General features: G+C 70.0%; 12 protein-coding genes and 1 pseudogene. 6 read left to right on the top strand and 7 right to left on the bottom strand.

All coding sequences use genetic code 11. The features are described from left to right. The 4 genes from ACIQ87_RS37765 to ACIQ87_RS37780 form a co-directional block, all read right to left on the bottom strand. Window positions 1-579, bottom strand: a complete 579-nt coding sequence (locus ACIQ87_RS37765; protein ID WP_402416267.1) for an ATP-binding protein — start codon at window positions 577-579, stop codon at window positions 1-3. After that, complete coding sequence (gene istA, locus ACIQ87_RS37770; RefSeq protein ID WP_402416270.1) at window positions 579-1,835, bottom strand: IS21 family transposase; 1,257 nt, start codon at window positions 1,833-1,835, stop codon at window positions 579-581. Before istA ends, ACIQ87_RS37765 begins: the two co-directional genes overlap by 1 nt. A gap of 339 nt (window positions 1,836-2,174) precedes the next feature. Then, on the bottom strand, window positions 2,175-2,366 hold the full coding sequence (locus ACIQ87_RS37775; RefSeq protein WP_402416273.1) for a hypothetical protein: 192 nt from the start codon (window positions 2,364-2,366) through the stop codon (window positions 2,175-2,177). Beyond that, window positions 2,363-2,611 carry a hypothetical protein gene (locus ACIQ87_RS37780; RefSeq protein WP_402416276.1) on the bottom strand — a complete coding sequence of 83 codons (249 nt, stop codon included), beginning with the start codon at window positions 2,609-2,611 and terminating at the stop codon, window positions 2,363-2,365. The genes ACIQ87_RS37775 and ACIQ87_RS37780 overlap by 4 nt, the downstream gene beginning before the upstream one ends. A 793-nt stretch (window positions 2,612-3,404) precedes the next feature. Between ACIQ87_RS37780 and ACIQ87_RS37785 the strand changes: the two genes are divergently transcribed. The 5 genes from ACIQ87_RS37785 to ACIQ87_RS37805 all read left to right on the top strand — a co-directional run bounded on the left by ACIQ87_RS37785 (window position 3,405) and on the right by ACIQ87_RS37805 (window position 8,785). Further along, window positions 3,405-4,508 carry a bifunctional DNA primase/polymerase gene (locus ACIQ87_RS37785; protein WP_402416279.1) on the top strand — a complete coding sequence of 368 codons (1,104 nt, stop codon included), beginning with the start codon at window positions 3,405-3,407 and terminating at the stop codon, window positions 4,506-4,508. Further along, window positions 4,505-6,115 (top strand): phage/plasmid primase, P4 family, encoded by a 1,611-nt coding sequence (locus ACIQ87_RS37790; RefSeq protein WP_402416282.1) that lies wholly within the window; start codon window positions 4,505-4,507, stop codon window positions 6,113-6,115. The genes ACIQ87_RS37785 and ACIQ87_RS37790 overlap by 4 nt, the downstream gene beginning before the upstream one ends. Further along, the gene (locus ACIQ87_RS37795) at window positions 6,112-6,516 is read left to right on the top strand and encodes a DUF6009 family protein (protein ID WP_097240598.1); all 405 of its coding nucleotides are present in this window, start codon (window positions 6,112-6,114) and stop codon (window positions 6,514-6,516) included. Before ACIQ87_RS37790 ends, ACIQ87_RS37795 begins: the two co-directional genes overlap by 4 nt. A 255-nt stretch (window positions 6,517-6,771) precedes the next feature. Further along, window positions 6,772-7,758, top strand: coding sequence for a hypothetical protein (locus tag ACIQ87_RS37800; protein ID WP_402416286.1), 987 nt, complete (start codon window positions 6,772-6,774; stop codon window positions 7,756-7,758). Window positions 7,759-8,089: 331 nt separating this feature from the next. Then, window positions 8,090-8,785: an alpha/beta hydrolase gene (locus ACIQ87_RS37805; protein WP_402416289.1), complete on the top strand. Its 696-nt coding sequence runs from the start codon at window positions 8,090-8,092 to the stop codon at window positions 8,783-8,785. A 90-nt stretch (window positions 8,786-8,875) separates the two neighbouring features. Here ACIQ87_RS37805 and ACIQ87_RS37810 read toward each other — a convergent pair whose 3' ends face one another. The 3 genes and pseudogenes from ACIQ87_RS37810 to ACIQ87_RS37820 all read right to left on the bottom strand — a co-directional run. After that, complete coding sequence (locus ACIQ87_RS37810) at window positions 8,876-9,598, bottom strand: hypothetical protein (RefSeq protein ID WP_402416290.1); 723 nt, start codon at window positions 9,596-9,598, stop codon at window positions 8,876-8,878. Next, window positions 9,592-10,143 (bottom strand): SMI1/KNR4 family protein, encoded by a 552-nt coding sequence (locus tag ACIQ87_RS37815; RefSeq protein ID WP_402416292.1) that lies wholly within the window; start codon window positions 10,141-10,143, stop codon window positions 9,592-9,594. Before ACIQ87_RS37815 ends, ACIQ87_RS37810 begins: the two co-directional genes overlap by 7 nt. A gap of 497 nt (window positions 10,144-10,640) precedes the next feature. After that, window positions 10,641-10,970: pseudogene (locus tag ACIQ87_RS37820) on the bottom strand (transposase family protein); the annotation flags it as partial. Window positions 10,971-11,031: 61 nt separating this feature from the next. On the opposite strand from ACIQ87_RS37820, the gene ACIQ87_RS37825 reads away from it, so the two are divergent. Further along, window positions 11,032-11,610, top strand: coding sequence for a hypothetical protein (locus tag ACIQ87_RS37825; RefSeq protein WP_402416295.1), 579 nt, complete (start codon window positions 11,032-11,034; stop codon window positions 11,608-11,610). Window positions 11,611-12,405: the final 795 nt, after the last annotated feature.

Consider the following 12,405-nt stretch of genomic DNA (forward strand, 5'->3'; position numbering starts at 1 on the left):
TCATGAACCCGACATCACGACGCGCCGGGGCACCTCTGCATTTGAACCCGTACGCACCTCTGCACATGAGGTAGTACCCGGACAGGCGGTGGCGAACGCGACCCGGTGGCCGGCCTGGCAGGCCCGGATGGCGAGTCCGGTGGCCAGGTGTGTCTTGCCCGTGCCCGGAGGCCCAAGGAAAATCGCGTTCTCCCGGGCGGCTATGAAGTCCAGTGTGCCCAGATGGGCGAGCTGCTGGCGCGTCAGGCCACGCAGGTGAGCGAGGTCGAGTTCCTCGAGGGTCTTGATCGCGGGGAAACGCGCCTGCCGGATGCGGCCCTCGCCGCCGTGGCTGTCGCGGGCGGAGACCTCGCGCTGCAGGCAGGCGACGAGGTATTCCAAGTGAGTCCAGGACTCGGCCTGGGCGCGTTCGGCCAGGCGCTCGGCGGCGTCCAGCAGAGCGGGGGCCTTCATCGCGCGGGCGAGGAACGCCAGGTCGGCGGCGGTCTGCCGACCGGTGCGGGCGGCGCGTGCCTCGGGTGGACGGTCACTCTTGGCGGTGGTGGTGTTCTGGCTGGTGGGGGCGGTGGCTGGGGTCATCAGGGATTCTCCTTTCCGGCTCCGCCCTCGATGAGGGTGAAGATACGGTCGTAGGTGGCCAGCTCGCGCTGCTCGACCTCGACGCCGAGGCCGTCGGGCGCCAGGAGCGCGGCCTGGGCGGTCCGTGCGCGGTCGGCCCGTTGCCGCCAGACCTGATCGCGCAGATGCCGGGCCGCGGCAACGTGCTCGGGGTCGGTGATCGACTGGTGGCGGGCCCAGCAGCGGGCATGGCGGGCCACCACGTCCTCGCCGCAGGTCACGGTGATCTCCTCGGTGTCGGCACGGACGGTGACGAGGCGGCCGATCGCGCGGGGGTGGACGGAGTAGTCGTTGGTGTCCAGGCGGATGTAGTGGTCGCGGCCCAGGCGGGTGCGAAGCGGCCACCAGGTCGGCGGGTCGACGGGCGGGATGGCCAGCATGGCCGCTCTGTCCGTCTCCCAGCGGTCGAGGGGCCGGGCATCGATCGTGCGGTGCCTGCGGCGATTGGCGATCCGCAGCCAGGCGGCCAGCTGGGTGTTGAAGTCGCCAGGGCCGGCGAAGGTTCGACCGGGCAGGAAACTGGTCTCCAGGTAGCCGTTGGCCCGCTCGACCAGGCCCTTCGCCTCCGGATCCCGGGGCCGGCAGAAGTGGATCCTGGTGGCGAGCAGTCCCGCCAGGGCGGCGAACTCGCTGGTCGGCCTGCCCCTGCCGACGCCCGGCTCGTTGTCCCAGACCAGCGTCTTCGGGACGGCGCCCCAGCCGGTCAGCAGCCGCCAGTGCCCGTCGATCAGATCGTTGGTCTGCCGCGAGGGCAGCATCCTGGCGGTGATCATCCTGGAGTAACCGGCGACGATGACCAGCACCGGAGGACGCCCGCTCTGACCGTAGCCGAGCGGGATGTCCGCCTCCGGGAACCACAGATCGCACTGGGCCAGCTCGCCGGGCTCGTAGACCGTCCGCGATACCGGGTCGACGGGAAGGTAGGCAGGACGCAGCTCGCGCACCCGCTCCCGCAGGATCGTCAACCCCCGCTCCCAGCCGATCCGCTCGGCGATCACCGTGACCGGCATCGTCGGCGTCTGCTGCAACAGCTCGCGGACCACCGGCTCCACGGCGTCCACCGCCGAACCCTTCAACGGCCGCTGGTAGACCGGCGGCCGGTCCGAGCCCAGGGCCCGCGCCACCGTGCCCCGGGAGATTCCCAGCTGCCGGGCCACAGCCCGCGCCGACAAACCCTCGGCCCGATGCAGCCGACGGATCTCAGCCCAGTCCTCCACCCCGATCCCTCTCTCCTCCCTGACTCCCGCTACCCATGAAGTCAGGATGATCAAGAGATCACGAAGTGACCCGCTTTTGATCCGCTGTCCGTGGTCCTCGGGGAGGAAACCGACGGGAGGAGCCGGGGTGGGGCCTGGTCTGGGCAACGGCCGGCCCCGCGAACCGGCCGGATCGGCACGGGGAAAAGCGCTCGGTGTCAGTAGCGAATGCTAGGAGCGGCCGTCGACCCGTAGCGCGTTCCTCTTCGGACCCGTCGGTTGTCCGGCACCGCGTGGTGCCGGACAACCGACGTCAGGGGGCAGGAACTGCCTGGATGCGTTCCGGAACCCCGCCCAGGCTCACCCGCCGGAGCGTACCTGGAGGAAGAAGCTGACCGCCGTACCCACCGCCGCACCGGATCCGGTCAGCACGAGGGGCACGAGCCTGGGGCGGTGCTTGAGCACGACCGTCAGTCCGCCGACCTTGAGGGGGAAGTAGGGCGGCTCACGGCGGGCCTGCGGCTTGGGCTTCGTCTTTCCGGTGGCGCTCATGCGAACCGCACCTCCGTCCTGGTGGACGGGGCTGCCGCCGGGCTCGGGGATGAGGCTACGTTCTCCCGGTGCCAGGCGAAGTACTCCTCGCTGACGTCACTGTGCTCGGTGCACTGCCTGCCGGCGATGGCCTCGGCCGCGGCGAGGAGGTCCCCGGACATCCCGGCCTTCGGTGACGCCTCCACCCGGCCTTCGGCTGTCACGAGGACGAAGCAGTCCTCGAACAGGGCGTCGCAGCCAAGCACGCAGACCGCCATGACGTTGGCCAGGTGCGAGCGCTGCTCCAGGTACCAGGTACGTCGACACGTCCGTCCTTGAGTCGCTTGGGTCGCTGAGTCGCTGGTCGCCGGCCGAGTCGCCACCTGGTCGTGCTGCCCCTGCCTGCAGGCAGCGACCCAAGCGACTGACAGCCACGGTTCCTGGCCGGCACCAGCGCGCGGGATCTGCCCCGCTTCGGCAGCGCGTACGGTCCGCACCTCAAGAGACGGTCGCTGGAGCTACCGAAGCGACCCAAGCGACTCGGCTGGAGTCCTTCCGGCAGACCTGACACGCCCGACACGCCGGGGAAAAACGCCCCGAGAGACTCAGTCGCTTTCAGTCGCTGAGCTTCAGTCGCTCGACAAAACACCAGGTCAGAGCATGTTTACCCATCTCAACAGCGACTGAAGCGACTCAAGGTCGGGTATATAAAGACATTCCCGTGTGCGTGTGTGCGTTATAGACCCGGGCTTCAGTCGCTTCAGTCGCTGTTTCCTGTGGAAAATGCGCTTGACCTGCGGAAACGTCGGAGCGACCAAAACAGCGACCGAACGGGCTCAGTCGCTCTCCCAGGGCTTGGTCGCTGAGTTCGCCCGCAAGCAGTGGCAGTGACAGTCCCCACGTCCCCGCTCGGCTAGTCTGTGTGAGCTATCTTCTGAACTTCGGTCGCTTCAGTCGCTGACCCGGTGCCCGCCAGTGCCCTGACCTGGCTTTTTACCCTCAGCGACTGAGCCAGCGACTCAAGTCCGAGCAGCTACCGAACAAGGGGAAGGGACCAGCGTGACGGCGCCGATGGCCGTGGGGAGCGACCGAGCGGACCGCCAGCCGGATGCGCTGGCCGTTGCACGCTGGTGTGCGGCCCAGGGCTGGCCCGTCCACCCGCTCGCCCCCGGGCGCAAGACCCCGCCCGCGAACTGCCGCCCTTGCCAGGACTCCCCGCACTCCCCCGCCGACTGCCCCTGCCCCGCTGTCGGCCGCTGGTGCCACGGCTTCCACGCAGCGACTCTGGACCAGGACATCCTCACCGCCTGGTGGCGGGTCAACCCGGACTTCGGCACGGGTGTTGCCTGCGGCCCGGCCGGACTGGTCGTCATCGACGTCGACAACCACACCGACGTCGTCCCCGCCCGCGACCGCATCCTCCCCGGCATCCCGATCCACGAGGACGTCAACCTCGAAGGACTCGAGAACGGCTACCACACCCTCGCCCTGCTGGCCGCCCTGCGCCGGGCTCCCGATCCGACCACGGACGAGGGCACCCTGCGCGTCCGCACCCCCTCCGGTGGCCTGCACATCTGGTACCAGGACCACAGCGACCGCCGGTTCGCCTGCTCCACCGGTTCCTCCGCGGGCCGTGCCCTGGCTTGGCAGGTCGACGTCCGCGCCCACGGCGGCTACATCGTCGCCCCCGGCACCGTCACCGTGGCAGGTACCTACACCCCGCTTCCGGGTGCCAGGATCCCCGCGCCGCTGCCCGAGTGGCTCGGCGAGGAACTCGTCCGTACCGGCCACCTCCAGGACCGGCCCGGCCGGCCGAGCGTGCCGCAGCCGGCCGTCCCCGACCGCGCCCGCCAGGCCGTCGTCGCCGCAGGCGGGGGGAAGAAAGGCGCGGAGAAGGTAATCGACACCGTCCTCCAGGAAGTCACCGACTGCGCCGGGACTCCCGAGGGCGCGGGCTTCACCGGCAAGCTCAACCGCGCCGCCTACACCGTGGGTGGCCTGGTCTCGGCCGGCCACCTCACCCACGCTGCCGCCGAACAGCTCCTCCTCGAGGCGGCCCGCACCGCCCGTCCCGCCCAGGACAGGCACAACTCCGCCGTCATCCGCTCCGGCCTGGCAGCCGGCAGCCGCCAGCCCCTGCGCATCGGGAAGGCCCGCGGATGACCGACAGCACCCGCCGCAAGAGGACGGTCTTCGACCCCGTGGCCACGGCGCAACAGATCCTGGACTACCCGCCCGTCCCGGGCCCCTCGCAGCCCCCGTGGAACGGCACCGCCGTCCAGGAGAGCCTCCTCGACCCCGCGCCCGCGCCGGCCGCTCCCCCGGTTCCGAAGGCGGCCGCAGAGCCCGTACAGGCCTCCGCGACGGGCCCGCAGGCGACCCCGCACGGCCTGCTGCCCGACTCGCTCTCGGACCGCGGCAACGCCAAGCTCTTCGTCCACCTCTACGGAGGCGACTACCGCCACGTTCCCGGCCTCGGCTGGTACCGCTGGTCCGCCCACCACTGGCAGCTCGACGAGGACGACACCGTCCTGTGGGCCGCCGGCGAGATGGCCGAGAGCATCGCCACCCACGACGCGCGCGGCATCTACACCAACACCGACCTGCGTCGGCACCGCCGCCGGGCGCTGTCCACCTCCGGCATGAACGCCATGCTCGCCCAGGCCAAGTCCGCCCCCGGCATGGTCCTCAACGCCGCCCTCCTCGACGCCGACGCCTACGCCCTGTGCACCCCCGGCGGCGTCGTCGACCTGCGCACCGGTGCCATCGTCCCGCCCGACCCGAAGGTCCACCACCACTCGCGCTCCACCACCCTGGCCCCCGCCCGGATGCCCACCCCGCGCTGGGACCGCTTCCTGACCGATACCTTCGGCGACGACAGGGAAGGCCGCCAGACCCGCGACTTCCTCCACCTGCTGCTCGGATACTCCATCAGCGGCGACGTCGGCGCCCAGGTCATGCCGTTCCTCTACGGCCAGGGCAAGAACGGCAAGTCCGTCCTGCTCGACGTCATGATCCAGCTCCTCGGCGACTACGCCGACGCGGCCCCGCCCGGCTTTCTCATGGCCAAGACCTTCGACGGCCACCCCACAGACCTCGCCGAACTCCACGGCCGCCGCATCATCGTCTGCTCCGAGCTCAAGCCCGGCGACCGCTTCGACGAGGCCCGGGTCAAGCTGCTCACCGGCGGCGACAAGATCAAGGCCCGCCGGATGCGCCAGGACTTCTTCTCCTTCGAGCCCACCCACAAGCTCTGGCTGCTCGGCAACCACCGCCCCGAGGTCGGCACCGGCGGCTTCGCCTTCTGGCGGCGCATGCGCCTGATCCCGTTCGAGCGGGTCGTCCCCGAGGAACGCAAGATCGACAACCTGGCCCACGTCCTCGTCGCCGAGGAAGGCCCCGGCATCCTCGCCTGGCTCATCGAAGGCGCCTGCCGCTACTTCGCCGGCGAGAAGGACCTCGCCGGCCCCCAGGCCGTCCAGACCGCCACCACCGCCTACGCCGAGACCGAGGACCACGTCGGCCGCTTCCTGAAGGAGGCCTGCGTCACAGGCGAGGGCATGCGGGCCGAACAGTCCCAGCTCTTCGGCGCCTACACCCGTTGGTGCGGCTTCGAAGGGGCCAATCCCGTATCCGGGCGTGCCTTCGCCGCACGAGTTCGCGAGACACTGGGTATGACCTCTCCCAAGGAGATGGTCCTGTCCAACAGCCGCAAGTACTACCCGGGCATCGGCCTGATCACCGACGACACAGAGGAGCACAACGCGTGAGCGCGCTGATCGACCCGGCCGAGCTCGCCCACGAAACCGACCTCGTCTGGCTGGAGGACACCTCCGACCTCGACTACGTCCGTCAGTCGCTGGACCGGCTCACCACCCGCCGCGGCCGCCCGGCCTACCACCGCGACGGCCGCATGGTCGGCTACGCGATCCTCGGACCCGACGCCAAGTCCTCCCGGGCCTCCGGTACCTTCCGCCGCCGCGTCTTCTGGCTCCTGCCGCACGACCGCGACCAGGACCCCGAGGGCCTCTACTCCACCGGAGCCCCCTCCGAGGCCGTGGACCCGCGCACCGTCGCCCCGGGCGTCAAGGGCTACAAGACCGAGCGTTCCGAGGGCGGCCCGGCCTCGCCCGCCATGCTCGAACTGGGGATAACACTCCCGAAGGCCTGACAGCCCGAGGACGCGGCACAACGGTGAGGGGCGGTTCGGAAACGGGCCGCCCCTCACCGATTCGCCGGCCCGGGACTCGCCGGATGACGATCGGTGGTGATCCGGGAAGCCGTGGGGGCTCCGGCGCGAGAGCCCGGACAGAAGGGCGGGTCGCAGGGCCTCCAACGGGGCCGTGGAGGATCCCGGGGCCGCACTGTCCGTGGTGACGGATAGGGTCCGCTCGTCAGCCTCGCCCCGCTCCCGTAAAGGGTTCCGATGGCCCGCACCACCCCACCGCGCCCGGTCGACATAGCCGCCGTCTTCCCCGAACTGGCGCCCCTGGCCCGCCGGACGGTGCGCCTGCACCCGCGCCTGGGCACGCCGACCGTCCGAGACAGCTCCGTCGGCGGCCCCTTGCTGTGGCCGGCCGACGAGCCCTGGCCCACGTGCACCGAGCCGCATCCGGAGGACGAGCCGCCCGTGTCGCCCGCCGACGTTCGGCTGCGCCGCAGACTCATCGACATCGGCTGGACCGGCGGGACGCGCACCGCGCAGGAGGAAGCGGCCCTGCACGCGACGTACGCGGGGCATCCGTGGAGCGGGGAGCCCAACCTCCTCGTGCCGGTGGCCCAGCTCTACGCGCGCGACGTCCCGGGCCTGCCCTGCCCCGACGGGGCGGACCTGCTCCAGGTGCTGTGGTGTCCCCTGGAACACGAACCGGAGTGGATGCCGGCCACTCGACTGGTGTGGCGCTCTTCGGCAGAGGTCGGCGGGGTGTCGGCCGTGCAGCCGGAGCCTGCAGACGTGTCCAGCCACGGCCAGTACGTGCCCGAGCCGTGCGTCCTGCACCCGGAGGTGGTGACGGAGTACCCGTCGTCGCTGGAACTGGAGTCGGGTCTGGCGAGCCGGATCGCGAACTGGTGCGAGCAGGAGTTCACCGGCAAGGACCCCGGGTACCGGTCGGCCGACGAGTTCCGGGCCTACTACCAGTTCGAGCTGTCGGTCGCTCCGGGCTGGAAGGTCGGCGGCTGGGGGCCGTGGAGCTTCCGCGACGCGTGGGTCATGCGGTGCCGCGCCTGCGAGTCGGTCATGAACCCGCTGCTGACGATCAGCTCGGGCGCTCTGGACGGCAGCGGCTGGGACCCCGTCGAGGACCGGGACGCGGATGACGACATCGGCATCCAGATCGGCCGGAGCTACAACATGCAGCTCTACTACTGCCCGGTCTCCTTCGACCACCCGCACCTGGAGGTCATGCAGTAGCCCTCATGGTGCGGGCCCGTGCCACGGTGTGTTCCGCTCCCGGAACCACGGTGGCACCCGGCCGGGGAGCAGGGCTTCGACGACGGAGGCGACGTGACCGAGTCCGCGGGAAGCCGCCTACTGGCGGTGCGATTCGGGCAGGGCCCGGTTCCTGACCCCTTCGCCTTCACTCCGGAGGGGAAGCGGAGGAGGGCGACAGCCCGCTGAACCGATCACGTGATGCCTCTGCCGAAGTGCCGCGGCGGGCAGGTCCGGTCGCCACCGGTGTGTCGTGCGGCATCCGCCGCCTCGGGTGTGAACGTGATCTGTCGAGGCCGACGTGGAGGTGGCGATGAGAGTCGTGTTCGTGCACGGGGCGTGTGTTCGGGACGGGTCGTGGTGGTGGCACCGCACCGCCGAGCTGCTGCGGGAACGGGGGGTGCCCAGCGCGGCCCCGGCGCTGCCCAGCTGCGGCGAGACGGGCGTGCCCGGCGGCCTCGGCGGGCCGGGTCTCCGGGAGGACGTCGCCGCGGTGCGGGAGATGCTGAGGGCGAGTGACGAGCCGACCGTCGTGGTCGCCCACAGCTACGGCGGCATCGTCACCGCCGAAGCCGCCGCGGGAGTCGGGTCGGTGTGCCACCTGCTGCTGGTCTCCAGCTATCTGCCCGAGGTCGGGCAGAGCCTGTCGCAGTTCGGCGACGGCCACCCCGCTCCCTTCCTCGACGTCGACCCCGAAAGCGGCACATTCGGGGTCCGCCCGGAGTCGCTCGCGGACACCTTCCTGCAGGACTGCGACCCGGAGGTCCAGGCCCAGGCGGCCGACCACCTCGCCCGGCAGAGCCTCCAGGTGACCGGGCAGCCGGTCGGCGCGGCCGCATGGCGGCAACTACCTTCCACCTACCTGGTCTGCGCCCAGGACCGGGGCACCCCGCCGCGGCTGCAACGCGAGTTCGCCCGCCGCGCCGGCCGCGTCGTCGAGCTCGATGCCGGCCACCACCCGTTCCTGTCCCAGCCCGCGGCGGTCCGGGACCTGCTGCTGAGCCTGTGACGACAGTTGCGGAGGAGAACCGGGCCAGCGATCGGAGCAAGAACCGGAGGAAGCCTGCCGGGACGTCGTGGACTGGGAACCGGTGGGTCGCTACGAGCCGGGGCAGTTGGCGAACGCGTATTCGTCTACGATGTTGAACACGCTGGCACAGCGCGGGCATTCGGCGTCGCCGAAGAGGTAGGTGATTCCGCGGGCGAGTTCCTCCTGCCCGTCCCGGACGGCCGTCTCGTGCATCCATCGGCCTGGCCCGGTCAGCCCCTCGGGGGACGCCGGCCGCAGATCTCGTCGGTCGACGTCACCGAGGTTCCAGTCCCGGATCGCCGAATAGCGCCCGTAGTCGCCGATGGCGATCGTGACCTCTGCGTCGCAGTGGGGGCAGGCGAAGTCGTAGAAGTCGTCGGTGAAGTCCCCCAAGGCCGCGCTCCAGTGGTACTGCTTCCGGGCTGCCAGCGAAGCGAGGAACCCCGCGAGGTAGTCGTCCGGCCGCGACTTCAGGTGCAGGTCCAGCAGCACACGGAACTCGGCGACCGCCTCGGCGCAGTCAGCGAACAGGTCGTCGCAACCGTGGCGCCCGGCCGCGCGCTGCAGGATCGTCCCGGCCAGTGCGCGCGCCCGTGGGGTGTTCGACGCGAGTCGTACCAGGCGGGGAAGGGCAGCGAAGCTGGCGGGGAGGACGAGGTCGTTCTCCAGGCACAGCCGGAATCCGAGTTCCGTCCATGCCTCGGCATCGTCTTCGCGCTCGACGCGGTGCAGGAGTTCGGGAACGCGGTCGACTTCCCCGCAGCAGTCGTGCATCCGTGCCCAGTTCACCATCCGGGCGTCCAGTTGCCCGAGGCTTGCCAGGACGAATCCGCCCTGCTCTCGTGGCGGTCAGTCGATGGGGTCGGCCGGTGCCATTCGCTTTCCGGCGGCACTCCGTCCGGCCAGGCGAAGCACAGCTCGTCGTTCATCGCGGCCACCAACCACTGGGCCAGGGTGACGCCTTGCTGCCGACAATCGCCCTCTGCGTTGGACCACATCGCGCCGTCCACGTCGCGGAAGTCGACCATCGACCACATCGTGCAGCCCCAGTCGAAGAGCGGCACCACTCCGGCCGGCACTCCCCCGGTGGGATCCGGTCCGTGCTCATAGGCTTCCGCGATGTGCTCGTGTCCTTGCCCCACATCGACCGGCAGGACGCCGGCGACGGGCCCGAAGCCACCGTTGGAGACCTCGGTGTAGAGGCGCCGCAGAAGCGTGGGGAAGGCGAAGCCGATGACACGTTCCGCCTCGGCGAGGGCCTCCGGCGGGACAGGTGGGGGTGCCTGACGTTCCTGGGCAATTCCTCGGCAGGCCTCAATGATCTCGTCATCCGTCACGAGGCGACCGTAGGGGGTGGCTCGGACAGTAGGGACCACCGCTTTGGGACGGCAGGAGGTGGATCGCCTCGGAGCGATGTGAAGTCCGAAGCCCGACGTCCGGTACCGGTCGACTCTTCAGGGCACAGGGCGCAGGACGTCACGAAGTCACTGGCAGCGGGAGGAGGCGGTCGGCCCTGAGCCGATCTCGGCGGCACCCGGCCTGGCCAATGGGCCGTTGCTTTGAGTGTTCGGTCGGACGATTTTCCGCGGAAAATTTCATGACGCGGGGAGTCCCGGAAGGGTCAGTTGCCTGAGCCCTTCGCAGGCTGCCGCGTCATCGTCAGACAGCTGCCCTCGACGGCAGCTTCCGGTTGCCCGGATTTTCCGCGGAAAATTCTCCGTGCGGATCGCGGACGCACCCAGCCGCGCGCCCTCACCGACCAACCCCGTTGAGTGCTGTTCCCAAGCCGTGCCAGTGTCGACCACTTGTGCCCACGGTTGTGCTCGGCCTGTCACTCGGTGAGCTCGCCGCCTTTGGGGCGGCGGTGCGGGATGACCAGGCCGGTCCCCGGGTAGTCGCCGTCGGCGATTGTGGTGGTCCGGCCGACCGTCGCCTTGGAGAAGCCAAACAAGGGGCGCGAGCTGCCGCAGTGTCAGGTTGGTGCGCCAGTAGCTGCGATCAGCAGGACTTGGTCCTCCAGCGGCAGGTTCCACGGCCGGCCAGGACGGACCGTGCAGGCGCCCTCGCGGCGGAGCATCGTGATCAGCTGTTTGAACTCGCGTGGCCCCAGGCCGGTGAACGGGGCTATCCACGACGATTCCGCTGCCGTGATCACTCCAGTCACGGCAAGATCATGGCATCAAGCCTGCTCCCGTAGCGCCGGCCGGTCGGAGTGCCTCCCGGCTGTGGGTACCACCAACAGCGGGAGCATGGTTGAGGCAGCGACGGAGCTGGCCGGGGATCCGGATGAGGAGCAGGGCGTGGGAGGGCTGTTGAAGAGCGTCTCTGGGGTCCGCTGGGCAGAGCTGCGTGACGCAACGGGGGCTCCGGCCGGCGGGATTCCATCTCTGCTGTCCCGGATCGCCTACGGGGATGAGGACGCGGCCCGCATCGCTATCGATGAACTGGGCGATGCCATCTGTGCGCTGGGGTTCGTCGTCGGTGAGGCGACAGCTCCCACGGTCCCGTTCCTTGTCGAACTGGCCGGGGCCCCTCACGTGGCGTGCAAGGCCGAGCTGCTGGCTCTGCTGGGCAGCATTTGCCAGACCGACCAGTGGCACTCTGCCGCTACGGCAGCCAGGAACGGCAAGCGCGACACGGGCTACCACCAGCAACCCGGCTGGGAGGCGGCCGCGAGGACAGCCGTCTTTGTGGGTCGGTCAGTCATCGAAGGTGTGGCCTCCTCCGTACATCCAGAGGAGGCCACACCCGCAAGGCGGTTGTTGCAGATGATGGACCACATCCCGCCGTTTCCGGAGCTGTGAGCCGCCCTTGCGGGACAGCCTTTGGCCCATCGATTTTCTGCGGAAAATTCTCGGGACCCTGGCGGTGCTGCAAGCCGTTCGGGGCAGTCGTCGATCAAGCACTCAGGACGTGCCGAGCGATCGCCCGTCCCAACAACGTTCGCAGGTGCCGCGAATTTTCCGCGGAAAATTCCCGAGCCCGCCCCTACCGATCCTCCCGCGGAGTGGCGGGCCTGCGCCCGCTCCGGCCGGCTGCATCCCCGTGGGCTGCCGGGTGACGGAAAGGATCCGGCGGGCCCCCTTGAGGTGTCCCATGACTCGGATGTCGACCGCGCGAAGCTCGTTCCGGAGTCACATGGTGAACGGGCTGAAGCGGACGGTGTGTCGGCGCACCCCGGCGGAGGTAGCGAGCCGGGCTGCCAGGGAACCGCTGGTGCCCCATGAATCGGCTCGGGATCTACCTGTCCCGACCTACCGCTGTTCCTCAACCCCCGCGCGGCCGATCTCGTCGAGTCGCTTCGGCGTGCGGAGGACGTCGCGCCGCTGGACTACGTCACTGGCAACGGACGTCGCCGACCTTGCCGGAGTGCTCCCCCATACCGTGCTCATCCAGCTGACACGGGAGTCTGCTCGCTCAGTGATGACGATGCTGAGGCAGTCAGTACGACCACGGGGTGGGAGCGTGTGTAGTAGGGGTCGCGAATGTCGGCGGTCGCTGAACCTGGGTTCTGGATCACTTTCCGTGCCAGAGCCACAGAGCGTCACCACAACCGCGATCATGAACGGTCGTGGCTGACGACCTCCTCCAAGACCTCT

The organism is Kitasatospora sp. NPDC096204 (assembly GCF_044763205.1).
In the GTDB taxonomy this organism is placed as follows: domain Bacteria; phylum Actinomycetota; class Actinomycetes; order Streptomycetales; family Streptomycetaceae; genus Kitasatospora.